This window comes from Mycolicibacterium brisbanense (assembly GCF_001570425.1).
GTDB lineage: Bacteria > Actinomycetota > Actinomycetes > Mycobacteriales > Mycobacteriaceae > Mycobacterium > Mycobacterium brisbanense.
This window is the reverse complement of sequence record NZ_BCSX01000024.1, coordinates 214,574-241,178: the sequence shown is the minus strand read 5'-3', so window position 1 is coordinate 241,178 and position 26,605 is coordinate 214,574. Positions and strand designations below refer to the sequence as shown.

At 67.3% G+C, this 26,605-nt stretch carries 19 protein-coding genes; 12 read left to right on the top strand and 7 right to left on the bottom strand.

All coding sequences use genetic code 11. The features are described 5' to 3' along the window. Nucleotides 1-3: 3 nt before the first annotated feature. The 3 genes from aqpZ to RMCB_RS13870 all read left to right on the top strand — a co-directional run bounded on the left by aqpZ (nucleotide 4) and on the right by RMCB_RS13870 (nucleotide 2,342). Nucleotides 4-753, top strand: coding sequence for an aquaporin Z (gene aqpZ / locus RMCB_RS13880; protein WP_062829221.1), 750 nt, complete (start codon nucleotides 4-6; stop codon nucleotides 751-753). 78 nt (nucleotides 754-831) lie between these two features. After that, the gene (locus RMCB_RS13875; RefSeq protein WP_234792096.1) at nucleotides 832-1,608 is read left to right on the top strand and encodes a glycoside hydrolase family 25 domain-containing protein; all 777 of its coding nucleotides are present in this window, start codon (nucleotides 832-834) and stop codon (nucleotides 1,606-1,608) included. 71 nt (nucleotides 1,609-1,679) lie between these two features. After that, nucleotides 1,680-2,342, top strand: coding sequence for a sensor domain-containing protein (locus RMCB_RS13870; protein ID WP_062829220.1), 663 nt, complete (start codon nucleotides 1,680-1,682; stop codon nucleotides 2,340-2,342). Nucleotides 2,343-2,345: 3 nt separating this feature from the next. On the opposite strand, the gene stpK7 is transcribed toward RMCB_RS13870, so the two are convergent. Both stpK7 and RMCB_RS13860 read right to left on the bottom strand, forming a co-directional pair. After that, a complete protein-coding gene (gene stpK7, locus RMCB_RS13865) occupies nucleotides 2,346-4,148 on the bottom strand; it encodes a serine/threonine protein kinase StpK7 (RefSeq protein WP_062829219.1) in 1,803 nt (600 codons plus the stop codon). An 84-nt stretch (nucleotides 4,149-4,232) separates the two neighbouring features. Further along, nucleotides 4,233-5,864 (bottom strand): DUF4407 domain-containing protein, encoded by a 1,632-nt coding sequence (locus RMCB_RS13860; RefSeq protein WP_084388462.1) that lies wholly within the window; start codon nucleotides 5,862-5,864, stop codon nucleotides 4,233-4,235. A gap of 188 nt (nucleotides 5,865-6,052) precedes the next feature. Between RMCB_RS13860 and RMCB_RS13855 the strand changes: the two genes are divergently transcribed. Further along, the gene (locus tag RMCB_RS13855) at nucleotides 6,053-8,428 is read left to right on the top strand and encodes a lysylphosphatidylglycerol synthase transmembrane domain-containing protein (protein WP_062829217.1); all 2,376 of its coding nucleotides are present in this window, start codon (nucleotides 6,053-6,055) and stop codon (nucleotides 8,426-8,428) included. On the opposite strand, the gene RMCB_RS13850 is transcribed toward RMCB_RS13855, so the two are convergent. Continuing rightward, nucleotides 8,425-9,144 (bottom strand): hypothetical protein, encoded by a 720-nt coding sequence (locus tag RMCB_RS13850; RefSeq protein ID WP_131805523.1) that lies wholly within the window; start codon nucleotides 9,142-9,144, stop codon nucleotides 8,425-8,427. The genes RMCB_RS13855 and RMCB_RS13850 overlap by 4 nt on opposite strands. A 67-nt stretch (nucleotides 9,145-9,211) precedes the next feature. On the opposite strand from RMCB_RS13850, the gene RMCB_RS13845 reads away from it, so the two are divergent. Further along, the gene (locus RMCB_RS13845; protein ID WP_062829215.1) at nucleotides 9,212-11,161 is read left to right on the top strand and encodes an SNF2-related protein; all 1,950 of its coding nucleotides are present in this window, start codon (nucleotides 9,212-9,214) and stop codon (nucleotides 11,159-11,161) included. An 18-nt stretch (nucleotides 11,162-11,179) separates the two neighbouring features. Here RMCB_RS13845 and RMCB_RS13840 read toward each other — a convergent pair whose 3' ends face one another. Beyond that, the gene (locus tag RMCB_RS13840) at nucleotides 11,180-11,923 is read right to left on the bottom strand and encodes an MSMEG_1198 family transcriptional regulator (RefSeq protein ID WP_062829214.1); all 744 of its coding nucleotides are present in this window, start codon (nucleotides 11,921-11,923) and stop codon (nucleotides 11,180-11,182) included. Nucleotides 11,924-12,096: 173 nt separating this feature from the next. Here RMCB_RS13840 and RMCB_RS13835 point away from each other — a divergent pair, with 173 nt between their 5' ends. From RMCB_RS13835 to RMCB_RS13825, 3 genes are all read left to right on the top strand, one after another. Next, nucleotides 12,097-12,336, top strand: coding sequence for a LuxR C-terminal-related transcriptional regulator (locus RMCB_RS13835; RefSeq protein WP_062829213.1), 240 nt, complete (start codon nucleotides 12,097-12,099; stop codon nucleotides 12,334-12,336). A gap of 108 nt (nucleotides 12,337-12,444) precedes the next feature. Next, a complete protein-coding gene (locus RMCB_RS13830) occupies nucleotides 12,445-13,194 on the top strand; it encodes a hypothetical protein (RefSeq protein WP_062829212.1) in 750 nt (249 codons plus the stop codon). Nucleotides 13,195-13,209: 15 nt separating this feature from the next. Next, a complete protein-coding gene (locus tag RMCB_RS13825; RefSeq protein WP_062829211.1) occupies nucleotides 13,210-13,809 on the top strand; it encodes a hypothetical protein in 600 nt (199 codons plus the stop codon). Nucleotides 13,810-13,812: 3 nt separating this feature from the next. Here the strand turns inward: RMCB_RS13825 and RMCB_RS13820 are convergent, their stop codons facing one another. After that, nucleotides 13,813-16,062: a sensor histidine kinase gene (locus RMCB_RS13820; RefSeq protein WP_062829210.1), complete on the bottom strand. Its 2,250-nt coding sequence runs from the start codon at nucleotides 16,060-16,062 to the stop codon at nucleotides 13,813-13,815. A gap of 74 nt (nucleotides 16,063-16,136) precedes the next feature. Between RMCB_RS13820 and RMCB_RS13815 the strand changes: the two genes are divergently transcribed. Next, nucleotides 16,137-16,823, top strand: coding sequence for a response regulator transcription factor (locus RMCB_RS13815; protein ID WP_062829533.1), 687 nt, complete (start codon nucleotides 16,137-16,139; stop codon nucleotides 16,821-16,823). Here the strand turns inward: RMCB_RS13815 and RMCB_RS13810 are convergent. Together RMCB_RS13810 and RMCB_RS13805 are read right to left on the bottom strand one after the other, a co-directional pair. Beyond that, nucleotides 16,820-18,367, bottom strand: coding sequence for a DUF7937 domain-containing protein (locus RMCB_RS13810; RefSeq protein WP_084388460.1), 1,548 nt, complete (start codon nucleotides 18,365-18,367; stop codon nucleotides 16,820-16,822). The genes RMCB_RS13815 and RMCB_RS13810 overlap by 4 nt on opposite strands. A gap of 5 nt (nucleotides 18,368-18,372) precedes the next feature. Then, nucleotides 18,373-20,628 (bottom strand): DUF7159 family protein, encoded by a 2,256-nt coding sequence (locus RMCB_RS13805; protein WP_062829208.1) that lies wholly within the window; start codon nucleotides 20,626-20,628, stop codon nucleotides 18,373-18,375. 540 nt (nucleotides 20,629-21,168) lie between these two features. Between RMCB_RS13805 and RMCB_RS13800 the strand changes: the two genes are divergently transcribed. From RMCB_RS13800 to RMCB_RS13790, 3 genes are read left to right on the top strand one after another with little or no spacing between them, the layout of a single operon-like run. After that, nucleotides 21,169-21,834 (top strand): RDD family protein, encoded by a 666-nt coding sequence (locus RMCB_RS13800; protein ID WP_062829207.1) that lies wholly within the window; start codon nucleotides 21,169-21,171, stop codon nucleotides 21,832-21,834. Further along, nucleotides 21,835-26,268 carry an FtsK/SpoIIIE domain-containing protein gene (locus tag RMCB_RS13795; RefSeq protein WP_062829206.1) on the top strand — a complete coding sequence of 1,478 codons (4,434 nt, stop codon included), beginning with the start codon at nucleotides 21,835-21,837 and terminating at the stop codon, nucleotides 26,266-26,268. 51 nt (nucleotides 26,269-26,319) lie between these two features. Continuing rightward, the gene (locus RMCB_RS13790) at nucleotides 26,320-26,583 is read left to right on the top strand and encodes a WXG100 family type VII secretion target (protein WP_029371396.1); all 264 of its coding nucleotides are present in this window, start codon (nucleotides 26,320-26,322) and stop codon (nucleotides 26,581-26,583) included. The last annotated feature ends 22 nt before the right edge of the window (nucleotides 26,584-26,605 follow it).

The following is a 26,605-nucleotide window of genomic DNA, read 5'->3' as shown; positions in this document are numbered from 1 at the left end:
CAGGTGAACGGCTCACTCGTCTCAAAACTCGGGGCTGAACTCTTCGGAACGTTCTGGTTGGTTTTCGGTGGCTGTGGCAGTGCGATTTTCGCCGCCAAACAGATCGCCCAGGATGCCGACGGCAACAACGTCTATCAGGTGGGTATCGGATTTCTCGGCGTGGCACTGGCTTTCGGGCTCACCGTGGTGACCATGGCGTACGCCGTCGGCCACATCTCGGGTGGTCACTTCAACCCCGCGGTCACCCTAGGTGCTGCGGTCGGCGGTCGGCTGCCGTGGAAAGACCTGCCCGGCTACTGGATCGCGCAGGTTGTCGGCGGCCTGATCGCCGGCCTGCTGCTTCTCGTCATCGCCAAGGGCCAGCCCGGTTTCACGGCAACCGGAAACATGGCGGCCAACGGTTACGGCGCCCACTCCCCCGGCCACTACTCGTTGGCGGCGGTGCTGATCGCCGAGATCGTGCTGACGGCGTTCTTCCTCATCGTGATCCTGGGAGCGACCGACGACCGGGCACCGAAAGGCTTCGGCCCGCTGGCAATCGGCTTGTCCCTCACCCTCATTCACCTGGTATCGATCCCGATCAGCAATACGTCGGTCAACCCGGCGCGCTCCACCGGCGTCGCGTTCTTCAACGGCAACGGAGCCCCGGCGCAACTGTGGGCGTTCTGGCTGGCACCGCTGATCGGTGGCGCTCTCGGCGGCATCGTGTACCAGTTCGTGTTCGCCAACCGGCAGGCCGACGCCACCCCCTAGCCGCTGTGCGTCGTCCGGATTTCCGACCTACTCTGGTGGTAGTGGCCCGGTTTGGGCCACGTGCAGAGTGGCGGAAGTATGACGAGCGGAGTTGCGAAACAGATGGTCTCGGGCCGGTCGCCCGCCGAACGACAGTCGCGCTCGACGCATCCGCGCCGCCGCAAATCCCCACAGGAGGAGTTGACCGCCGCCGTCGTGCCGGTCACCGACACCCTGTTTGCCGACGTCTCGGAGTTTCAGAGGGTCGTCGACGACAGCTATCCGTACGCGGTGCTGTCGATCCGGGTCAGTGACGGCACCTACCGTGACCACAATTTCGCCGCCAATTACGCCTGGATGCGCAAGGCGCTCGACGACGGCAGATTGGTGTTCGGCATCGTCTACACCTACTGCCGGCCGAATTGGCAGGCCAATGCCAACACCGTGCGGTCCATGATCGACGCCAATGGCGGGCTGCATCCCCGCGTCGCGCTCATGCTCGACGTCGAACAGGGCGGCAATCCGACCGGCGACGGATCCTCGTGGATCAACCAGCTGTACTGGAACCTGGCGGACTATGCCCAAAGTCCGGCCCGGATCATCGGCTACGGCAACATCTACGACCTCACCGCCATGTGGCGCACCAAGCCGACCGGCCTGCGGCTCATCATCGCCAGCTACGGCAGCAACCCGCCGTACCCCGGCAAGGTCGCCCATCAGTACACCGACGGCAGCGGCTTCGGCGGCGGATTGCCCGAAGGGGCACCACCTTTCGGGAATTGCGATATGAATTCCGCCGACGGCCTCAACCCGGTCCAGTTCGCCGCGGCGTGCGGTGTCGTGCCTCCGCCTGCCCCGGGCACCGAACTGGTCTGACTCGGAAAACTGCCGTCGGGACCGGTCGCGATGCGGGACTAGGATCAGCACCGGACCCGAAAGGTGAACTGATGAGCAAAACCGGTGCTGCCCTGGCCCTGGCGGGATTGCTTGCGGTGACCGGGTGCACCCGCACCGTGCACGACGTGGCCACCCCTCAGGTCGATGTCCTGGGCAGCATGCTGGCCAGCGAATCCGAACTCAACACCATCATGAGCACCACGGGCCTGCGATCGAAGACGGCGCTGCGCCAACCCGCCAAGCTCGACGCCGGCGAACGTGCGTCGCGCCCCGAGTGCGTGCCCGTCATCGGCAACGCCATGGATTCGGTGTACCAGGGCAGCGGTTACACCAACTTCCGCGAAACCCAGTTCGCCGACGACACCGACAGTTTGGAAGTCGACCAGGCGGTCGCGATGTTCGACACCCCCGCCGCGGCCCGCGCCGTCGCGGCGAAGACGGTCGGGCTGTGGCGACAGTGCGCCGGTGACACGCTGTCCATGACCGACGGCGGCAGCAGCAAGTCCTATCAATACGTCATGGCCGCTCCCGGGCGAATCGACGGCGTCGACGTGACGCACGACGAGCGACCGGACTATCCCGGGTACGGCGATCGCCGCGCGGTTCTGGTTGCCGACAACGTCGTCGTCGACGTCCGGATCAGCGGCACCGACGTCACCGACAGCCAGGTCGTCCAGTTGGCCAAGACCATCGGCGGCCGTAACTCGCTGTGAGCGTCAGTGCACGGCGCCGTTGATCCTCGGGTGATCGATCATGCCCTTCTCCAGCCCCCACTTGGTCACGATATTGCGGTACTCACCGGTCGCGATGAGCTGCTCCAAGGCCTGCCGTAACGAATCGGCGAGCGCGGAGCCCTTGGCCACGGGCCAGCCGTAGGGCGCGGAATCGAAGACCTCGCCGGCGGGCTGCAAGGCTCCGCCGCTGAGCTTGATCGCGAACCCCGTCACCGGCGAATCCGCCGTCATCGCATCGGCGTCCCCGGCGACCAGCGCGGCGGTGACCTCGTCCTGACGGGTCAGCTGCACCTTCTGGATCGGCGAGAGGCCCGCCGCCACGCAGGTGTCGCTCTTGGCCGGAAGCTCTTTGGTGTCCTGAATCGTGCCGTACTTCACCGCCACCCGCAGACCGCACGCCGCCGTCGGGTCCACGCTCGATCCGGTGCGTTGCGCCCACAGGGTGCCCGCATTCAGATAGGTGACGAAGTCGGCCTGGCGTTCCCGCTCGGCGGTATCGGTCATGGCCGCCATCCCGACGTTGAAATTGCCGTCCCGCACCGAGGGCAGCACGCCGTCGAACCCCGTCTCCCGGAAGTCGGGCACCAACCCGAGCACGCGGGTCATCGCTTTCATGAGGTCGACGTCGAAGCCGATGAGGTCACCGCCGGAGTTCTTGAACTCCAGCGGTGCGTAGGGCACGTTGACGCCGATGACCAGCCGCCCGGTGTCGCGGATCTGCTGTGGGACCGTCGCGGCGATCGCCGGGACCGCGCCCGACGGCTCAGCCACGCGGCCGGCCGCCGACGACGTGTCGGCGAGCCCGGGTCCGCGGTCGCCGCGCAACTGCCAGACCCCGACCGCACCCACGGCGGCCACCACGACCGTCGCGGCCGCTATGGCCAAGACCTTTCGCGGCAACCGAGCCCATGGCCTGGCCTTGACCCGCTGGGCCGAATGACGCCCGGAGCGGCCCGTGGTACGGACCGGGACGCTGAGCGCATGGCGCGCGGCAGCCGCCAATTCACCCGCGGTCTGATACCGCTTGGCCGGCTTCTTGGCCATGCCTTTGGCGATGACTTCGTCGAACGCCGCGAGCCGAGGGTCGGTGGCCGACGGCCGCGGCACCGGCTGCACCATGTGCCCGGCGATCTGCTGTTCCAGGCTGTCGACCGGGTAGGGCCGCGCGCCCGTCAGGCATTCGTAGAGCACGCACGCCAGCGCGTAGACATCTGACCGCGGATCGGTCTTGCCCGCGGAGTCGAACCGCTCGGGCGCCATATAGGCCAGCGTCCCCAGCGTGTTGCCGGCCGTCGTCATGCCTGCCTCGCCGGCCGTGCGCGCGAGACCGAAGTCGATCAGATACACGAAGTCGTGATCGGTGATGAGGATGTTGGACGGTTTGACGTCCCGATGGATCAGGCCCGCGTGGTGGGCGGCGTCGAGCGCGTCGGCAACCTGCTCGACGACGCTCACCGCGAACGCCGGTTTCACGGGTTGATCGGCCTTGGCCAGGATGGCCCCGAGGTTGCGGCCCTCGATCAGACGCATGTCCAGATACAGCCGGCCGTCGATCTCGCCGAAGCCGTGGATCGGCACCACATGCGGATCGTTGACGCCGGCCGCGGCGTGCGATTCTTTGCGGAATCGTTCCTGGAACGAGGCGTCCTGGGCCAGGTGCGCGGGCAGTACTTTGAGCGCGACGATGCGATCGGTGTTGGTGTCGAAGGCCTCGTACACCTCGCCCATACCGCCGCGGCCGATCAGCTTTCGCAGCTGATAGTGGCCAAAGGGTGTCGTCTCCACCGCTTTCCCTCTCGGCGCAGGCCCCCTGCGCCGCTGTGTCGATCGAAGTTACATCACCGAGGGCGCATGTGTCTCCGGGGCGGCTTACGCGGGTGGTAATTGCCGCGGGCCACTCGAATCAGATAGCTGGCCGCGCTCGTGCCCGCCACCGAGCGCCGGACCCCGCTGGGATTCGATGCGACCGCTCGGGACATGGGTGGGCCAGGCCTCCGCCGAGGGGGCGGAGGTGGCGGTGGCTGCCGACGCCGAAGCTGGTTGTGCCTCGGTCTCGACGGTGACCTTGTGCGTGCGTTTGACGGTGAGGTGGATTTCCTCGGTTTCCTCGAAGACCTGCCGGATGGGCTTGGTGGCGTTGTCGATGGCACCAGCGACGATCGGCGGTACGAACGGCCGCAGCCAGCGCACCGCGGCCTTGGTGACATCGGGGATGACGGGAATGGCCGGGATGCCGGGAAGTGCGGGGCCACGCTTCGGCTGAGCCGCCTCGGCGGGTGTATCCAGCTCTCCGGGCTGCGCCGCGACCGGAAGGTTGTCTCGCTCGGCGGCCTGCGCCGCAAAGCTCGCCGCCTCGGCCGCCGCGGCGATCGGCAGGTACAGATCGGCGACCGGCTCCGCGGGCACCGCCTCGATCAGCTCGGGCCGCGGTTCTTCGACCGGTCGGTGCGCCGTGACGGGCCGCGGGGGCACCTGCGCCTGCAGCGGCTCCGGCATAGGTGCGTCCAGCGCCGCGATGACCCGGCGGCGCTGCTGTTCCCGGTCGATCTCGTTCTGCGCCTCGATGGCCAGTTGCGCACGGGTCAGCTCTTGCTCGGCCCACATCTCGTCGATGGTCGCCCGCACCTGGGCACGTTTGACGGCGATCGCGGTCTCGGCGTCCAGCTCGGCGCGTTCCTGTTCCGCGCGGGCATCGTCGGCGCGCTCCGGCGTCGTCTCACCTCGCCACAGTCGCAGGATCAGCGGCAACGCGCTCAGGAGCACGAAGAACCCGACCACCAGCAACCGCAGCGCGAGCGCACCGGGATGGGTGAAGGTGTAGCTGTTCATCGCGAGCCACCGCGCTCCCACGCCCCCGGCCGTCGCCGCTTGGCGGGCCTGCGCGAGCGTCTGCTCCCCGGCGGCGATCTGCGCGTCCAACCCGGCGGCGCGGCCGTCCCGGTCGGCGACCGCGGTATCCAGCTCCCGCTGGGTGTCGGCAAGGAAATCGTCGGCAGTGCGGGTCTCGGGTCCCGTGCCCGGCACTCCGGTGATGCGGACCTGCGGGCACTGCGGTGATGGGTTGAACTCACAGCGCGCGACCACCAGCGCCTCGTCCCGGCGCTGGGCCGCCTGCGTGACGGCGTCGTCGAGCTTGCTGCGGGCCGCCCGCGCCTGGTCCAGCTCGGCGGCGGCCGCGGTGACGGTAGGCGCGGCCGACGCCTGCTCGGCCAGCACCCGGTCGATCGAGCCGCCGAACACCACCATGGCCGCGAGTTCGCCGACCACAGCACCGACGGCCACCGCAACCGCCCAGCGTCCGACGACGGCAGAGCGTGCGCCCGAGACCGCCCAACTCGCGACCCCGAACAAGACGCCGACGATGACGCCCACACCGATCACGGCCGCGGTCGGCCACCGCGTGGCACCTGACAGCGCACCGATAACGGCCAGCGTGGCCAGCACAGTGCCGAGGACAAGGACGGCGGCGACAAGAGGTTCAGGTATTCGACGGGCACGCATCTAAGGCTCCAATGAGTTCGGTGTGCTGTGCGCCAAGCGGATTCGTCACGCCGGTGCGTCAATGCCCCGATCCTCTCACAGCCCTCCGAGGCGCGCTGCGCAGGCAAACCGCAACCGAGCATCACGACCAATGACCGGTATCGACGATGCAGCCGGTTACCTTTGTCGCGAGCCGCGAAAGGGGGAACATGCGCGTTGACGGACGGGATATCACCGTCACCGGCAGCCTGCTGCAACCACTGACCCGGCGTACCAACGACATCCTGCGCCTGGCGATGGCCACCTTGTTCCTCGCGACGGTTATCACCAGCTCACTGATCACGCGCTACGAATGGGTGGCGCTCGAGCGGTCGATCTCCCGCATCGTCGGCGTTCTCACGCCCACCCAATCCAATCTGGTGTACCTGGCCTACGGCATCGCGATCCTGGCGCTGCCGTTCGTGATCCTCGTCAGCCTGGTCCTCTCGCGGCAGTGGAAGCTGCTCGGCGCCTACGCCGCAGCCGGTCTCATCGCGATCCTCTCGCTGTCGATCACCGGCAACGGCATCGCCGCTCCGCAATGGCATTTCGACCTCACCGACCGGCTCGATACCCAGCTCTCACAGTTCCTCGACGACCCGCGCTGGATCGCGATGCTCGCGGCGGTGCTGACCGTGTCGGGCCCGTGGCTTTCGCGCCGGCTGCGCCGCTGGTGGTGGACGCTGCTGCTGGCCTTCGTGCCGATCCATCTGGTGGTCAGCGCCGTGGTGCCGGCCCGCACGCTGCTGGGCTTGGCGGTCGGCTGGTTCGTCGGCGCGCTCGTGGTGCTCGTCGTCGGCACTCCCGCGCTGGAGGTGCCGCTCGACGGAGCCGTACGGGCACTGGCGCACCGCGGTTTCACGGTGTCCTCGTTCACGGTGTTGCGTCCCGCAGGCGCGGGACCGCTACTACTCAACGCGGCATCGCCGGACCCGGCCGCCACCGCGGTGGTCGAGCTCTACGGACCCAACCAGCGCAGCGGCGGCGCGGTGCGCCAGCTGTGGAGCAAGTTTCGGTTGCGCGCCAACGAAACCGCGCCACTGCAGACCTCGATGCGCCGCGCCGTCGAACACCGCGCGTTGATGGCCATCGCCATCGGCGACCTCGGGCTGGCCAGTACGTCGACGATGTCGGTGGCGGCGCTGGAACGCGGCTGGACGCTGTACGCCCACAATCCCAAACGCGGTCTCCCGCTGGACCAGTGCACAGAAGAGGTCGGCGTGCAGAAGGTGTGGAATGCCTTGCGCATGCTGCACGACCACCAGATCTCGCACGGAGATCTGCGCAGCCGCGAGATCACCGTCGAGGACGGCGCGGTGTTGTTCGGCGGATTCGGCAGCGCCGAGTACGGCGCCACCGACACCCAGCTGCAATCCGACATCGCGCAGCTGCTGGTGACCACCTCGGCGCTGTACGACGCCCCCTCGGCGGTCGGCTCGGCGATCGAAGCGTTCGGCCGCGAGACGGTGCTGGCCGCGTCGGGCCGGCTGACCAAGACCGCGGTGCCGGGCCGGGTGCGCGACGCCATACCCGATGCGAAGGCCGTGATGGCCCGGGCCCGCGACGAGGTGAAGCACCAGACCGGCGCCGATCAGATCCAGGCCGAGACCATCACGCGGTTCACCCGCAACCAGGTGATCCAGCTGGTGCTGCTGGTCGCGCTGGTCTACGTGGCCTACCCGTTCATCAGCACCGTGCCGACGTTCTTCTCCGAGCTGGGCACCGCGAACTGGTGGTGGGCGCTGCTCGGCCTGACGGTTTCGGCGCTGACCTACGTCGGAGCCGCGGCCGCGCTGTGGGCGTGCGCCGACGGACTGGTCAGCTTCCGGCACCTGGCGATCATGCAGGTGGCCAACACCTTTGCCGCGACGACAACCCCGGCCGGCGTGGGCGGTCTCGCCCTGAGCACCCGCTTCCTGCAGAAGGCCGGGCTGAGCACGCTACGCGCCACGGCCGCGGTGGCCCTGCAGCAGACCGTGCAGGTGATCGTGCATGTGCTGCTGCTGATCCTGTTCACCACCGCAGCGGGCGCCCGGGCGGACCTGTCGCACTTCGTACCGTCGGCGACCGTGCTGTACCTGATCGCGGGCCTGGCCTTCGGTTTGATCGGTGGGTTCCTGGCGGTTCCGAAGCTGCGGCACTGGCTCGCGACGGCCGTGCGGCCGCGGCTCAAAGAGGTGACCGACGACCTCGTCGATCTGGCCAAGGAGCCCAAGCGGCTCGGCCTGATCGTGTTGGGCGCGGCGGGGACGACTCTCGGTGCCGCACTCGCGCTGTGGGCCAGCGTCGAGGCGTTCGGCGGGACCACCTCGTTCGTCACCGTCACCGTCGTCACGATGATCGGCGGCACGCTGGCGTCGGCGGCTCCGACGCCCGGTGGCGTGGGCGCGGTCGAAGCCGCCCTCATCGGTGGTCTGGCCGCGTTCGGGTTGCCTGCCGCGATCGCCGTGCCCGCGGTGCTGCTCTACCGGGTGTTGACGTGCTGGCTGCCCGTCTTCGTGGGGTGGCCGGTGATGCGCTGGCTCACGAAGAACGACATGATCTAGCGGGCTTCACCGCGGACGGCGGCGTTGGCGCGGTGCATGTCGGCGGCCAGCCGTTCCATCAGATCCCGCAATGGGGAGTCCGGCAGCTGCGCACTGGCCTCGAAGCTGCCGCTGAGGTCCAGTCCGGCGCGGGCACACTCCATGAGCGTCCACGGGATTCCGGTCTCTCCGACATCCAGTTGCTTGCGGATGGTGTCGACCGTCCGCAACTGCAGCCGGTCCATCTCGGCAACGGTCGAGACGATGCGGTGCTCGTGACGGGCGCGCGCGACCGCTTGGCTTTCCGGGGCGCCCCGGGTGTCGGATCCGACCGCCACGCCTCCGCCGGCTTGCACGATGAAACCGTCCGCGGTGGCCGTGGCCTCCGCGTCGAGCTTGTCGGATTCCAGCGCCTGCATGCCGTCGATGCAGTCGGTCACCGTCGTCAGCGCCGCCATCACGCGCTCGGCGAGTTGCTCGCGACGCGGCTCGGCCCGGTCCCCCGCCTCGCGGTCGGCCAGCCCCTTCACCAAACCCCGCCGTGCGCACGTCGCTGTCCTCGATGTCTCCGACATCGCATATCGGGGAAAGCCGTACGGCGGCGCGGTGATCGCCAGCAGCCGGTCGAACTCGGCTACCAGATCCTCGACCTGGCTGCGTGGGAGCAACGGGTTGCGAGCCATCTCGCGGTACCGCCGCTCGGTGTCGGCATCGGTGGCCGAGGGGTCCTCGTCCATGTCTTCACGGTAGACGCAGCGGAATCGGCGCACGCGACACGACGGTGAGGTGGGATGATCAACTGTCATGGAGCGCGTCGACCTCAGCGAACTGGTCAACCGCGCCGACGGCACACTCGCCGACATCGGCAAACTCCGGGCCGAGGTTGCCGCGAACATCCGGGCCAGCACCGACGCCATCGTCGCCAAAACCCTGCAGTCCGCACCCGTCGACAGCGTGCGCGCCTACCTCACCCGTGGGGCCAGGCTCGGCGGTCTGGCCAATTCGCCGCAGTACCGCACCGTCGCCGACATCCAGTCGGTGCCGGCCCGAGCACTCACCCAGGTACCGGGTGTCGATATCGCCACCGCCCAGGCCGTGCAGGCCGCGGCCCAAGCCAAGGCCGACCACCTCCGCGGCGGCGTCCGGCCCCGGCTGACCCCCGAGCGCGACACCGAACTGGTCGGCAACCTACTCGCGCTGAGCAAGGCCGACACATCCGTCAAGCAGCTACGGCGGCTGCTGCCGCGGCTGCGCGCCCGGGCCGCGGCGACCCAGCCCGCCGCCGAATCCGATGTCCCCGATCCTGTGGTCGCCAAGGCCACCGAACTGATCGACCGCATCGAAGAAGCCCGCCAGCCCGCATCCGACGTGTGGGCCGAGTACCGCCGCGACCCGACCGGCGTCGACACCCTGCTCGGCGAATTCGCCTCGGGGACCACCATTGTGGATGCCCAGCAGGGATTCGTCGGTGCCGAGGTGACGGCACAGGCCGAGCATGTGTCGCTCGACCGGTCGCTGCTGCGTACCCAGCTGCGCGGGTACCAGACGTTCGGGGCGCAGTACGCGCTGGCACGTCAGCGCGTACTGCTCTGTGACGAACTCGGGCTCGGTAAAACGCTGCAGGCCCTGGCGGTCGCCGCGCACCTGGCCGCGGCCGAGAAGATGCGGCACGTGCTGGTGATCTGCCCGGCCAACCTCGCCATCCACTGGGTCAACGAAACCGTCAAGCACACCGCGTTGACGCCGATCGAGATCCGGGGCAGCCAGAGCGAGGAACGACTGGCCGAGTGGGAGGCCAAGGGCGGGGTCGCGATCGTCACCTTCGCCACGCTGGTGCGGATCACGCTTCGGGTGCGGCCCGGCCTGGTGATCGTCGACGAGGCGCATCTGCTGCGCGATCCGAAATCGGACCGCGCCCGGGCAGTGCGCAATGTGCTCACGTCGGACAACCGCATCATGTTCCTGACCGGAATCCCGATGCACAGCCGCATCGACGGTTTCCGCAATCTGGTCGATTATCTGCAACCAGAAGTCGCCGCAACGGTGGCGCCCAACGCCGGCATGCGGGGGTCGATCGGATTCCGCCGCGCGGTGGACCGCGTTTACCTGCGCCGCGATTTCCGTGACGTGATCGACGAACTTCCGCTGCGCGTCTCGACCGAGGAATGGGTCAGGTTCGGGCGGTCCGACCGGGAACGTTATCGGCGCGCGGTCAGCAGCGGTAACTTCACCGCGATCCGGCAGGGCGCATGGCCGTCCGGGTCTCCCGAACCGGCCGCCAAGCTCGACCGCTTGATCGAGTTGACCGCCGAGGCCCACATCAACGGCGCCCGGGTGGTGGTGTTCTCACAGTTCGTGCCGGTGCTCGAGGTGATCCGGAAAGCGCTGTCCAGCAACGTGTTCGGACCACTCGACGATACGGTACCCGATCCGCGGGCGGTGATCGCCGAATTCGCCGCCCACCACGGGCCCGCCACCTTGCTGGCCCAGGTCGACTGCGGAGCCCTTGACCTGCGCAAGGTTCCGGCGCCGCTCGTCGTGATCATCACCGAACCGCAGTGGCGCCCCCAGGTGGAACGCCAGATCATCGGGCGCACCCAGCGCATCAGCGAGCTGCCCACGGTCCGGGTCTACCGACTGCTGGCCCGCAGCAGCATCGACGAGCCGATCCGCCGCCTCGCGCAGAGCCACGACGATGCCCCGCCGCATCAGGATCAGCTGGTGCGCGCCGAGCAGTCCCGCCTCAGCCGGTAGACAACGCCAAACCCGTTGTCAGGAATCGGTATTCGGTGATTTCAGCACGTCGGCGTGCCCGTTGCGCCTGCACCAACTCACGATGTAACGAGCATGCAGGCCGCACCACCGGTAGACCGCGGGCAACGTCAACGGCAGGTCGGGATCGTGCTCACCACGCTGAACGATGATCGGCCCGAGATAGTGGGCGGTGACCTTGTTCGCGGTGTTGACCGCAACGCCTGCGGCGGCGGCGAGTGTCACGCCGTCGGTCGCCCGCCCCACCGCGATCGCCCCGGCCAAGCGTCCGGCCGTCTGCCCCTTGCGGCTGCGGAATGCCTCGTACAGAGGAGGTTTCCGCGATGCCGGCACAGCAGCGATGTGTCGTCTGCCCACCGCGGCATCGCGGACGAGCGTCGAAAGCTCTCCGGCACCAATAGACTTGGGAAACACGGCGGCGATCTCGGGGCGCAGCCTGGCCTCGTCGAGCAGGTCTAGTTCGATCGTGTGTCCCTGGGTCGCCAGTATCACCGGTGCCGGGCGGTCTGCCGCACGCAGGATGTCGAGCACATCGAGGCCGTCAAAGCTGTATTCCAGATCGGGGTGATTCCACACCAGATCGGCGATCACCACGTCGTAGCGAACCCTGCCGGCAACCTGTCGGCGGACATCGTCACGGTCCAGCGCCTCTTCCACCGCGCCGCCGGGGAACGCATTGGCCAGCGCCGGCGTGATGATGCGAGCCAGCGGCGATGCCACCAGGATTCGAGGACTGCGGTCCATAATCAATCTTCCTATGCCCGGCAAGATCTTGCCCGAAGTTCTCAGTTATTGACGTTTCGCCGACTCCAAGTCTGGCAAATAGGTGCAAATACCACCTGCTTTTGCTGTCGTCCGAACGGACGATAGGACCACGTTTCAGGTTGAGAGGTGTCCCGGATTTGTCTGTTCCCGATATGACACCTGCTGTCCAACCAGAACTCGCGCCCCGAGAAGTCGAGGTGCTCGTCGCCTGGTTCCACACCGAAAGCAAAGAAGCGGTCGCCCGTCAATTGCACATCGCGCCCACCACGGTCCGCACTCACCTCCAGCGGGTGCGCGCAAAGTACGCGGCAGTCGGACGACCGGCGAAGACCAAGGCCGCCCTCGTCGCACGCGCCATTCAGGACGGCCTCATCCACATCGACGATCTGTGAGCAGTCGGCCCGGCGTTGTCATCCGTTGGACTGACAGTCAATCGCGACGCCAGATGATGTGATTGGGTGGCATCGTCCGCGCCACACAGCCTGCCCGAGGAGGTCCCAATGGGAGTGGTCGGTGCCGATCTCGGCCAGATGCGAGCCCTGGCACGGACGCTGCAACACGCAGCCGATCGCCTGGAGGCGGCGTCGACCGCGGTGACCGGCTCACTGTCGGCAGTGCCCTGGCGCGGCCCCGACGCGGAGCGCTACCGGTCTGAGTGGCACGGCCGGTCCCGCGCGGCGATGCGTAGTGTGGCGGGCGCGCTGCGGGACGCAGCGACCGCCGTCGAGCGCAATGCCGGTGAGCAGGAACATGCCAGCGCCGCAACGGGTTCGACCATCGCCAAGTCGGCACTGCAGGTTCTGCCGGGCGGGTTCGAGCAGCAGTCCCTCAACCCACTCGTCGGCATCCGGGATTTCCTCAATTCGAATGCGGTGTGGCCCATCACGTGGGGAACTCTGCTCGGCCGATATGACGACATCGGCGCCATTCCCCTGCTGGATGCCCTCGGGCTCGCCGGGGATACCCGGCTGACGCCCGAGGAGAAGATCGGTGAGGCAGGCAATTCACTGGTCGACCTCGCCAGCGGATTGCTCAAGGGCACCGACACCCCGGTCGGCTATCTCTCGGGTGTGGCGTTGTCGCAATGGCGTGACGTCGCCGAGCAGGCGGCGCAGGCCGACTTCAGCGCCGGGGGCGTCAAGACCGTCACCGACTACATCGCCTCGGACCCCGGCGGCGCCTTCGACGCCGCCAAAGACGCCGTAGTCGGCTACGTACCGAAACTGTTCTCGAATCTGGTTCCCTGGTAGAGAGGCCGATCCTGCGTGGACGACACCGCACTGCTGACCGACGACGAGATCGTGGCGCTCTGCGCCGCCGACGGGCGGCCGTGGCCCATCGGGTTGAGCACCGTGGCCGCGACGCCCGAGGAGCTCGCGCGGGCGGGCATGCGCGGCATGCGTTCCCTGATGGTGCGCCGGCTGGCTCGGGCGGACGCGGACCGCCCCGGCATGCGCCCACACGAGATGATCGCCGACGATCTCGCGGCATTTCTGGACTCGGAGCACCGCGTCGGCGCGTATATCGCACCGGCGTCGGATCATTCGGTGCTGGGCGGTGCATCGGTGACCGCGGCACAGACACCCGACGGCTGGGTGGTGGACACCACGACGGCAGCCGGCGTCCACGCACTGCGCCCGGCGTCCGCCGAAGACGCCGCCGCAGCTGTCCTCGGGCTCGCCGAACACACTTATGACGGAACCGCTTTCACCGAAGAAGACGAGCGCGCCGCCTGGGTGTGTGTCATCCGCGACGGGTCCGACCTCATCGCGATCGGTCACGGATCGGTCAGCGGCACAGTCGACGGGAAGCCGACCGATCGGTGGGATCCCGCTGCGATCCGCGCCCTCTTCGGGGCGCTCTGACGATCACGCCGGTATCAGGCGATGGCGGACCACCACCCAGACCAGATCACCTGAAATAACCACCTCGGCGCAGTCGGCGGACTCCAGGTCGCGGGTCAATTCCGGATCGTCGTCGGCCATCCCCTCGCACACGATACTGACGCTTACCTCTGAATCCGTGCCGTTGACCACGAGCCGTGTCGATGCGGGTGCAGCTCTCACGACACGCTCCAAAGGTATTAGCAGCACATCGATTTCGTCGGGTTCCAGTACCGGCAGGGTGCCTGCCAGGTCGATCGTGACCTCGATGCCGGAAGACTCGGCGGTATCGACCAGCCGTCGGACCTGTCGCACGAGCGGGTGATCGAAGGTCGCCTCTTGGTCGAAGAGAGCTCGCAGCCTGCGCGATTCGGAGCGCGCCGCACGCTGCAGATCAGCGTCGGCGTTGCCGGAATCGCTCAATTGGCGCAGCAGCGGCAACACGTTGCCGACCAATCCGGCATAACGCCGCTGATACTCGTCACGCACTGCCCGACTCACCCGATCCGCGGCGACGAGCCGGTGATGGGCATCGGTCTCAGCGTGCGCCTCGGCGGCGGCACCCCGTACCAGACCGTTGAACAGCAGCGCGAACAACTGGACGGCCAGAATGCTTGCCGTCCCGAGGCCGATGTTCACCAGCAACGCCCAGTCCGGTCGGCAGATCAGTTCGGCGGCCGCGCCAAGCGTCCAGAAGCCGACCAGGACAGCCGCGCCACGACCGGTCGGCACACCCAGCAGCAGCGGCAACACGCACCAGCCGACCGCGTTCTGCGCCCAATGTGCGTAACCGCCGACCAATTCCGGCGGCAGCAGCAGTGGTTGCAGGACCGTCACGAGCATCAGGGCGCCCGCTGCCGGCTTCGCGCATCCCCAAAGCCCACGCAAGATCCCGGGCACCGCGGTCAGCACCGCCCCGGCAGCGACCACGCCGAGAACAACGTCGACCGTGCGCCCGTCGGCGGCCAGTTCTGCCTGTGGCACCGCGAATGCGAGATTCGCCAACGCATACGCCGTGAGGGCCAACCCGTATCGGATTCGCACGCGGTCGATCAGCCGATCCGGATCGGAGACCGCCTGCTGCGCGCAGGGCTCTTCCGAGGCGGATGGCCAACGCAATTCGATCGACGTGCCCGTCCCCGGCGACGACGTGATGTGCGCCTGCCCGCCGGCTCGGACCATCCGGTCGATGATGGAATCCGTCACGCCGTGACCGCTGCGGGGAGCGTCAGGGTCGAACCCGACGCCGTCGTCCACACACAGGACGGCGTTGGGAGACACCGTGATTCTCAATAGCTTTGCCTCAGCATGCCGATCCACGTTGTTCATCACCTCCCGTGCCGCCGCAAGCACGAGCCGCCCGGTGTCACCCGCGAGCCAGAGTTCGCCAGGCCCGTCGAACTCGACTGGCGTCGCCAGATGCACGGCGGCGTCGCGCAGTTCACCGACCAGATCGAGTCGTTCCGGCGGCGCGATCCACGGACTGTGTTGCAGGAGTTGAAGATCGCGACGAGCCTGAGCGGACACCCGCTCGGGCGATGCGACGGCGCCCTGCCCGACCATCAACAGCGTCGAGGCCGCCGTATCGTGCAGCAGGGCCAGTTGTTCGCGATCGAATTCCCACACCGCGTCATTGACCTGCTGCACCAGTTCGGCCGCGTGGCGCCCTGCCCGCGCCTGGCCCACCGCATCGGCGACCCGCAGCACCATCAGCCGAATCAGCACGGATGTCGACCATTGCAGCGCAAAATAGTACAGCGCCGCGACGGCCGTGACATGACCCCACCCCACGACGTGCGCGCTCCCCCACGCATAGCCCGCGGCCACGGCGAGCGTGATCGGCAAGCTGACGCGAGCCGGCACCGAAACCGCGAAGCTGATCACGGCGGTACCCGCGATCGCCTGCGGCGCGCTGTTGGTCAGGTAGAAGTGCGCGTCGGGCGTCAGCACCGGAATCGCTGTGCACACTGCGAGAACCAGCAGGAAATCGACGACGAGGAAGCCGCGGCCGTGCGACCGGGTGCCGATCCGGTATGCCGACCATGTCGCGACGATCACCATCAACCAGGTGCCTGCGGGCAATCTGGCCGACGCCGGATCAGCGAGGGTCACCAGCGCCACCACCAGAGCCACGCAGTTGCGCATCAGCAGCCCGACGGTGGCGGCGCGGCGCATCAAATGGCGTCGCGGAGCATCGGTCTGCAGCTCTGCCGCTGCTGGATCCGATGCCGCCATGAGAAGAACATAGATCGATTAGACTGACGTGCAAATCCCCGACCCGCATGGAGATTTCGGTTCAGGACACAGCGATGACGACGCCCCAACCCACCAGCAGTCCCCGTCCGGTGACGGTCGCGGTGATCGATGACCACGATGTGGTGCGCGCCGGCATCGAAGCGTGGTGCGTGGATGCGGTTCCGCCGATTGCGGTGACGGGGTGCTTCAGTACCCCGGCTGAGTACTTCGCGCAGGCCGCCGAGTTCACAGAAACGGTCGACGTCGTGCTTCTCGATCTCCAGATCGACGGGGGTAAGCCAGAATTCGACACTCTGCGCACATTGTCCGAATCCGGTCAGCGGGTGGTGGTGTATTCACATCTGACGGCCGACGAAGTCATCCTGACCTCACTGGACCTCGGCGCTGTCAGTTATCTGACCAAGACCGAGGGTAAGCGTCATCTCATCGATGCCATCCACGCCGCGCAGTCCAGCACACCCTACGTGGCTCCGCGCATGGCAAAAGCTCTTCTCAACGATACCCGGCTCGGCCGGATCAGCTTGTCGGAGCGCGAAAAAGAAGTCCTCATCGCGTGGTTCCAAACCGAGAGCAAAGAACTCGTCGGCAAGCGCCTCTACATTTCACCGACCACCGTGCGCACCCATCTGCAGCGCGCGCGGGCGAAGTACGCGGGCGTCGGGAGGCCTGCGCCCACCAAGTCGGCGCTACTGGCCCGCGCCATCGAAGACGGCATCCTCAGCCTGAACGACCTGTCCTAGTCGTCGCGATCGCTGCGTTGCGCCCCACCATAAGTGGTGCCTGCAGCGAACCGCCTCGTTGACTCGGCCAGCACTCGAGCCACGCGATCGTGGGCGGTATCTGTTGTGCCCGTGGCGGGCTCCGCCCGGGCGATCCTGACGGTGGCGGAATCGACGACCGCAGGCGCCGGGTGTTCGGCAGCCCGGACCGGTTGTTGCTCAGTGGTTCGGAGGCGCTCACTCCTGGCTCCGGCCACGAGCGGTATCACCAGAAGAGCAAGCGCCAGCACACACAAAGCGACATCGAACGTGCTGGTGATCTGCTGAGACAGGGTGTTTCCGTACACACTGTTGATGTCGGACGCGTTGAGCGGCTGAACCCGTGGCACAAGCGCGATCCCGACGATCACTCTCGACACCGTCAGTACGAACAGGAGGCCGAAAAGTAGCGGCATCACCAATCGCGGTGCCGCGCTTGCGGAGCTGTGGTTGATGAACAACCACATCGCCAGCACCGCAACCACCAGATCGAAAGCCATCAATGCGGTGCTGTTGTACGGCGGGGCCGGTAGATCCAGCACTGAGGTTGACATCAGGTCGATGATCCGAAGCACCGCGGAGCCGCCACACCAGACCGCGATGAGCAGCAGGCACTTTCGCGCCGCACCACGCCACTGGCCACCTGAGACTGACGCACCGAGCACGGTGGTGGTGCCGACGAGCGCCGCCGCGGCCGCCCACGCCAGGTATCCCTCGAACCCGACACCCGCAGTCGAGATGTTCTGGGCGATCCCGTGAAATGCATCCAGGTCACGGCCCACCGGCAGGATCCACACCAGCGCTCCGCCGATCAGGACCGACGACCCGAGCAACACGGTGGCGAGCCGAGATCCCGCTGCCCCGGCCATGAGCCAACGTGCGGCAATCACGATGGGCGCCAAGGCAACCAGGCCATACATCAGCGCGGCAACGGCGACGACGAGGTTCTGCATACCGGTGTCGGCATTGCCGATCTCCGGCACCACGAATCGTGTGCGCCAGTAGAGGTTGAACGCCACCGCGCCGATGGCCAGTACGAGCGACGCGATGCCGATGATCCGCGACGCCCGGGCGCCGAACGATCCGTCCTCGGTTCCGGTGATACTCGGCTGGGCGGCCAACAGCGCACCCGCCGTTCCCAGCCACGCACCTGGGCCGATACCCGGCGGAAGTGTCCCGGTGCCTCCATCGGAGACAGACTGGACGACGGTGACCGCCACAAACCCCACTGTCGTAATCAGATACGGCGCATTGAGCATCAACCGCAGCCGATCCCGCGCGGCCACAGTGCCGATGTGACTGCACACCATCGCAGCCAGCGACAGCACCGTGACCACTGCCAGCAGGCCGAGCACCCAGGCCGGGGTCGCCGAGATCCCTACGCCGCAGGAGATGCTCCAGGGCAGCAGCAGGCCGGCAACCACGAGCACCGCGGCGAACACGTCGCGGGCCAGGTTGGCCCGATCCATGGCCGCGTCGGCGGCGAATACCGTTGTCGCGGCTTCGGTTTGATGACGTGTAGCCACAGGCTCTAACCCGATCCCGATCCGAACAGTCCGCCCCCGCTGCCGCCGAACGGCAGCTGCGGCAGCAGTGGGATCTGCGGCAACAGCGGCACGGAAGGCGCCGACGGGGCCTCGGGGACCGGTACCGAGGGGGCGGCCGGCGCCGGGACGTTCAACACCGGTATGGGCAGCTTGAACACCGGCTCGGGCACCGACACCGGAGGCTCAGGAACAGATACGGGCGGATCGGGAATCTTGACCTGGGGCACCTGAATCGGTGCGTCCGGAACCTTCACCTGAGGCACCTGAATCGGCGCGTCAGGGATCTTCACCTCAGGGACGGACACATCGGGTACGGGTGCCTTCACGATCGGCTTCGGCGACAGATCCGGCAGCGGCAGCACGTTCGGCAGTTGCGGGGTGACATCGGGCTTGGGCGACAGCCCCGGCAGCGGCAATACGCCCGGCAACTGTTGCGGCACATCAGGCTTGGGCAGCACGTCCGGAAGCCCAGCGGTGACGTCGGGCGTCGCGCCGAGCGCCGGCTTGACCGTACCGGGCGCCACAGCAGCAGGATTCGGCATCACGGCACCAAGATCGGGTATGGCGCTCCCGAAAATCGGTGCGCTACCTGGTTTTCCACTGGTCGCCGGAGCAGGAAGCGCCTCGATCACCTTGGTGTCGGGCGGCAGCACCTGCGCGGCGTCGACTCCGGTCTTACCCGTTTGGAAGATTTCGGCGGGGATGGCGCCGGCGTTCGAGACCGCCGACTTGGGCTGGTCAGTGCTGAACAGCGCGCCGCGATTGCTCGGTACGGCGGCGACCAGACCAAGGTCTTTGAGGCCGAGGCCGTTGGTGGGGTTGACCATGTCGGTCAGAGGTACGACGCGGCTGACATCCTGCGCCGCCTCGACGTTCTTGGCCGGGTTCTCCTGCATGTTGCCGAGTACCGACAGCACCTGGGTCATGTCGACCTTGGACAGGTCAGGGATCAGCCGTGGCACGAAATCCGGGACCGCCTGCGGGATATCGGGGTTGAGCGGATCCGGCGGGACGGGCACCAGTGCTTGCGGGTCGGGAACGCCCACAGTTCCGTCCCGGTAGATCTGAATGACCCTGGGCACCACGGCGTCAGCGCCGTTCCCTGAGAAGTTCAACGCCTTGGTCTGGAAGGTCCTTACGCCACCGGTGTCCACGCCGGGCGGCGGGGTGTTCTCGATGGCGGTCCAGTTCGGGCCGTCGGGAGTGACGCCCTGGCCTGGTGTCACCGGGAAGTACTTGCCGGGCACCGTTTCGTCCTGCATCCGGATGGCCTGCTGGGTGGCGGTGGGCCGGATGCTGATGGCGACACTGACGGCCAATGCCGCGAAGCCCACCACCACGACGGCGGCGACCGTACTGCCCAGCAGCAGCATCTTGGGACGCGGCGCCGCAGCGATGACTCCGTCGTCTTCCACTTCTTCGGGGTCGACCGCGCTCAGCGGCCGCATCGGGGTCTGCAGCGGAATGTCGGTGCCCGAGTGCTCGAATTCGGTGTCGATGCCGCCGGTGTCGTCGACCTCCGAATAGGCCAACTGCTGCGCCTGCGGGCTGAGCAGCGTCTCTGCTGCGTCCAACTCGATGTCGGGCAGAGCATTGGCGGCCGAGGGCAATGACAGGGCCGCCAATGCCGCACCGCGCGCCAGAATGAATTCAGGCTCATCGGGAAAACGCAAGGGAACTGTCGATACCGCACCGACGTCGGAGGCCCACTGTGAAGCGGTCGGCGCGCCCAGCACGATCACGCTCGTCGCGCCGCCGGGCTCCTCGCTGAACCGCTCGAGCAGGGTCCGGTAGGCCGAGGCGTGATCGTCCTGCCGAATCGGTTCTACCGCGATGAGCGAGGTGGTGTCGGTATCGGAATCGACGATCGACAACGCGGCCGTATCGCCCTCCGACGACAGTGAGGCGACCGTTTCGCCTGCCGCCAGCGACCGCACGGCAGCGATCAGTGCGTCGGGGCGCGCTACCGCGGTCACGTCCGTCATATCGGCGTCAATGAGGGCATTGACCAGCGTCTCCGCCTGTTCGGGGTCGCTGTCACAGATGCGGGTGGCCACGACGCGGTGGCCGGACTCGGCCAGCATGCGGTCGGTGGACACCAAGGTGGAGACCAGGGCGCTGATGGGTTCGGTGCTCAGATCGACGGCCGATTGATCGATGACGTCGTGCGACGCCGCCGCGTCGAGCAGCGCGATCCGCGCGTCGGCGCCGACAACGGACACCCCGAGCATGACGTCCATCTAGCCCACCTCATTCATCAGGCCGCCGACCCAGACAGCACCGCCTTTGCTGGCGCGCGTGCTCACTGTAAACGCCAGGTCACGATCCGGCATCACCAACCTCCAAATAACTGCGCAGCGATCCTCACACCTGCGCCTGGTTGCCGGATATCGGCCGTTCGGACGACGCGCGCGCCCCGCCCCCCGGATCGGAAAATCGGCGGGCGTCGCCACGACGGACGACAGACGACAAATTGTTGCGTTGGGAAACAACGAGTTCGGTTAGACTGCACCGGAAAGCGGGGTATCTTCCACATCCCGGCCGATTCGCGATCAAAATTTGCCAGCCGTCGACCAGGTGCGCGGACTTCGAGCGCTGGACATTCATACGATCGGGCGACAACGATTCGCTATCCGATCCGGGCATCGGACATTAATGTTTCCTCAACCGACCACCCTGCCCAAGGCCGCCGGCGTCCGAAGGGCAGGCCTGTCGGTGTTGCCAGAACGGGCCACCCCGGCCCGCAACCACCCAAGGCCCGGGCCGAACGGAGATGGTCGATGCCAGGACAGCCGGCGAACGGTGCCCGGGTCGACTGCCCGAATTGCGGCTCAGCCCTGCCCGTCAGCGCGCGCTTCTGCGGCACCTGCGGCTACACCGTGCAGATCCGCAGCAGCATCCCGAATCACCCCTGGCAGCGACAGCCCACAGCGGCGGCCACTGTTGACCGGATACAACTCGCCGGTCGCGGGGTCAGGTGCAGCGCGTTCCTGCTCGACATCGCCGCGATGATCAGTCCGGCTCTGCCGCTTGCCATTACGGGCGCCGCCCTCGGTGTGGCCGAGGTGATCTACATCGTCGTCCCGGTGGCGTTCGTGGCCGTCTGGGCCTGGCTGCAGATCCGCCAGGGGCTCACCGGGAACACCTTCGGAAAGTCGATGATGGGGCTGCGGGTGGTCCGCGCCACCGACAATCGGCCACCGGGCCTGGGACCCTCGATCCAGCGCAGCATGATCTTCGTGGCGACCTGCGGACTGGCAGCGCTGCCCGTGCTGGCGCACCGGCCCGGGTTGCACGACCGCGCCAGTGGGCTGGCGGTGCTCGACGTGACGACAGGGGCAAATCCCCTCGGTCCGCGCCGGCAGGCGGCGCTGCGACGCTCGCCGGACCGGGGACTGAACCAGGTTCGTTCGCCAATACCGCACCCCGTATCGAGGCGAGGTTAGATGCAGGCCAAGTTCATTCTGCGCCGGGCGGATGGGAGCAGCGCGCAGGTCGCCATCACAGCTGACGCCACGGCATCGGTTTCGGACCTGGCCCACGCGCTCGTCGTCAGCGACCCCGATCAACGCAAGCGCCCGCCCAGCGGTGGTCTCACCCTGAAACTCGAAGACGCGGCGTTCGACAACAGTTCCGCCGGAAGACTTCTCGACCCCGGGCGCAGCCTCATCGATTCTGGTCTGCGATCAGGTTCGACAGTCAGCGTGTCCGCGGTGTCGCGCGTCGCTCCGCGCCGACGCCGAGGGCGGGCCGTGGCGGTTCTGCGGGTGCTGGACGGCCCCGACGCCGGGCTTGAATTCCCTCTGCCATCTGGCAATTCGTCAGTGGGTACGGGTATCACCAACGACGTGGCACTCACCGACCACGGGATCGCCGACGTGCACGCCGCGATCACCGTCGGAGAGAGCATCGAGATCGTCAACCTTGCCGGTCCCTCCGGCGTGCGGATCGGCGGTCAACCCGTGCAACGGGCCGCGGTGGGCGCGACGGACGTCGTGCAGCTGGCAGGCACCTCCGTCGCCGTGCTACCCACCGTGCGACCGGGTACGACGCAAACCGACAGTGTGGCCATCGAATTCAACCGATCACCCCGGGTCGTCGCGCGCTTCGACGAGCAGGAATTCGCCGCACCGAGGCCGCCGCAGCGCCCGGAACCGGCCCATCTGCCCGTCATTTCACTCGTCGCACCGTTGATCATGGGTGTGGTGCTGTTCGCGGTGAGCCGCAGCCTGCTGGCCGTCGCGTTCATCGCCCTGAGCCCCCTGCTGATGCTCGGCATGTACATCGACACCTTGCTGCAGAGTCGCAAGAAACAACGTCAAGAGCTGCAGCGGTTCGGCGATTCCCTGCGCGCGCTGGCAGCCGATCTGACCGACACCCAACGGGTCGAGCGTGCGGTGCGACTCAGCGAGGCACCCTCGCTGGACCAGGTCGTCGAGGCGATCCACCGACTGGGCCCGCTGCTGTGGACCCACCGCCCGGAGCTGCCCGGATTTCTCACCGTGCGACTCGGCCTCGGTGACGCGCCGTCGCGGTGCCGTATCCAATTGTCAGACACCGAGAACGCCGAAGCGAAGTACGCCGGGCAGCTCACCGAGTTGCGCGACGAGTTCGCCACGGTCACCGACGTGCCCATCGTGGCCGACCTCCGGGAATCCGGGGCGCTGGGCATCTGCGGGCCGCGGGGTGTCGTGGACGGCGTGGCCCGCGGAATCATCATGCAACTCGCCGGGCTGCATTCTCCCGCCGACCTGACCATCACCGCGTTCAGCTCGCCGCAATCCAGAACGTCCTGGGAGTGGCTGGAATGGCTCCCGCACACCGGTTCGGTGCACAGCCCGTTTTCCGGCAACCACCTGACCGACAGCCTGGGCGGCGGCCAGGCGTTGATGTCACGACTCGAGGAGCTGGTCAAGCAGCGCCGCAACGGTGAATCAACCTCCACCCCATTTGTTTTCGGTGGTATCGACCAGCGTAGCGGCGACGACACCCGGGCTCCGTCGATTACCCCGGCCGTGGTCGTGCTGGTCGAGGACACCGCACCCATCGACCGTTCCCGGCTGACCCGACTGGCCGAACAGGGCGGCGCCGTCGGCGTGCACGTCATCTGGGTCGCGACTCAGGTCGCCAGCCTGCCTGCCGCGTGCCGAACCTTCCTGCTCGTCGAGAACGAGTCGGCGGGCGCGACGGTCGGCCAAGTTCGCCACGGTCGGCACACGTTTCCAGTGGCCTGTGACAGCATCGAGATCGCCGACGCGCGGCAGATCGCTCTGCTCCTCGCCCCGGTCGTCGATGTCGGCGCTGCGGTCGAGGACGAAACCGATCTGCCCCGCTCGGTGTCCTACTTGACGCTGGCAGGTACCCGGATGGCGTCGGAACCGGCTGCCATTGCCCAGCAATGGCTTTCCAACGATTCGGTGCTGATCCGCACCGGCGAACCCCACCCCCGCAGTGGGCCCGCCGCCGGCCTACGGGCCTTGGTGGGCTCCAGCGGCGCGGCCGAGGTGTACCTCGATCTCCGTGAACACGGCCCGCACGCCCTGGTCGGCGGCACCACCGGCTCCGGTAAGAGCGAGTTCCTGCAGTCGTGGATCATGGGAATGGCGGCTGCACACAGCCCCGACCGGGTCAGCTTCCTGCTGGTGGACTACAAGGGCGGCACCGCATTTGCCGACTGCGTGCAGTTGCCGCATACCGTCGGCCTGGTCACCGACCTGTCCCCTCATCTGGTGCGGCGTGCGCTCACGTCCCTTGGCGCCGAGATCCGCCGGCGCGAGCACCTCCTGAACACCAAGCGCGCCAAGGACTTGATCTCGCTGGAACAGACCGGCGACCCGGAGACCCCGCCTGCGCTGGTGATCATCGTCGACGAATTCGCCGCATTGGCGTCCGAGGTGCCCGAATTCGTCGACGGTGTCATCGACGTGGCCCAGCGCGGTCGATCACTCGGGCTACATCTGGTCCTGGCGACGCAGCGCCCGGCCGGTGTCATCAAAGACAATCTGCGCGCCAACACCAATCTGCGGATTGCTCTGCGCCTCAACGATATCGACGATTCGCTGGACGTCATCGACGATCCGTTGGCCGCGCATTTCCCGCCTGAGATCCCCGGCCGTGCGGTGGCCAAGACCGGACCCGGGCGATTGACCACGTTCCAGGCTGCCTACGCCGGTGGGTGGACCAGCGATCAGCCCGAGCAGGCGCCGATCGACATCTGGGAGTTCGTTTTCGGGCGACGCAGGCCGTGGCACGACCCGACCACCGCACCGGGCTCGCGGCGGCCATCCGGGCCCACCGACATCGCCCGTGTGGTGAGCACCATCGGCGCGGCCGCGGCACAGTTGCGCATCCCGGTGCCACGTAAACCCTGGCTTCCCCCGCTGGGCGACACCTATGCACTGGAAGAGCTCGTCCGCCAGGACAACAGCGGCGCGCTGGTGATCGGCAAGTGTGACACCCCCACCGAGCAGGCCCAGCCCCTCGCCACCTTCTCGCCCGATGAGTCGGGGAACATGGCCATCATCGGAACCGGTGGCGCGGGCAAGTCGACCGCCCTTCGGACGCTGGCCATCTCGGCTGCGCTCAATCCGAACGACGGGCCGGTGCACGTCTACGCCCTCGACTTCGCCTCCGGCAGCTTGCGCATGCTCGAAGCCTTGCCTCACGTCGCTGCGGTCGTGAACGCCGACGACGAGGAACGCATCGGCCGGGTGCTACGTCGGCTCACCGCACTGCTCGAGGAGCGATCCCGCAAGTTCGCCAGGGTCAACGCATCGACCATCACCCACTACCGCGAGCTGGCCAATCCGGCCGAACCCCGCATCCTGCTTCTGATCGACGGCATCGGCCCCTTCCGCGAGCAGTATGAACACATATCGCACACACCGTTTTTCAGCATGCTCAGCCAACTTGCCTCCGACGGTCGCATGCTCGGTGTCCACGTCATCATCACCGCGGACCGCCCGGCGGCAATCCCGTCGTCATTGGCTTCGACGATGCAGCGACGGCTGGTACTGCGGTTGGCGTCCGACGACGACTACGTCCTGACCGGGGTACCTACCGATATCCTCTCGGCCAAATCGCAACCGGGCCGGGCAATCACCGAGGGTGTGGAGGTCCAGCTCGCAGTGTTCGGCGGCGATGCCAATGTGGCCATACAGGCACGGGCCATAGAGCACCTGGCCGAGCGGATGCGGCACAGCGGTTTCATCCCGCCAGAGCCCGTCGAACGGCTCTCGGAGCACATCGAACTCGATGCGCTTCCGGCTACGACCGCCGCGGGAACCGCTGTGGTCGGCGTCGCGGACGAATCCCTGGCACCCATCGGCATCACCCCCGCCGGCGTGCTCATGGTGACCGGGCCTCCGGGCAGCGGGCGCTCGACCACCCTGGTCACGCTGGCCCAAGCGGTGCGCAGGCAGCATCCGAACACCCGCATCGTGCACCTCGCGCCGGCGGCATCGACCATCTCAGGCCTGGATGTGTGGACCGACACCGCGTGCGGACAAGACGAGGTGATCGCTCAGGTCAACCGCTTGGACACCGGCGCGTCGAGCCTCATGGTGGTGATCGAGGGTGTGTCGAATTTCGGTGGGACAGAGGCCGAGAACGACCTTGCCGCAATGATCAAACGGCTCGGCGACACGGCATTCATCGTGGGCGAATCCGAAGTGTCGGGCTGGGGCCAGGCGTGGCTGCTGGCACAACCGTTCAAGGCATCCCGACGAGGCCTGCTGCTGTGGCCCGGCGGGGTGGAATCCGAAAGCCTGTTGAGCACCTCCATCGGCATCGTGCGCCGCACTGCCTTTCCGCCCGGACGCGGAGTGCTCGTGGAACGCGGTAAGGGGGTGTGGTTACAGGTCGCACAGCCTGTCATCTAGGCGCAAACACCCAACGTCATCGGTGCATCGAAACAACACAACGGAGGAATCATGGCACTTTTCGGGCAGGACATCGCACAGGTCCAGCAGCTGGCGACTCAACTCAACGCAAAAGCGTCCGACATCGAATCGGTCATCTCGCAGCTGACGTCCGCGGTCAACTCGGTCCAGTGGATGGGACCGGATGCCGAGCGGTTCAAGTCGGACTGGCAGGGCCAGCATGTGCCGCAGCTGCGGCAGGTGGTCAGCGCACTGCAGACCGCATCGCAGAACGCCAACCGCAACGCCAGTGAACAACAGCAGGCGAGCTCGTAGCACACGATCGAATCACCCTGGG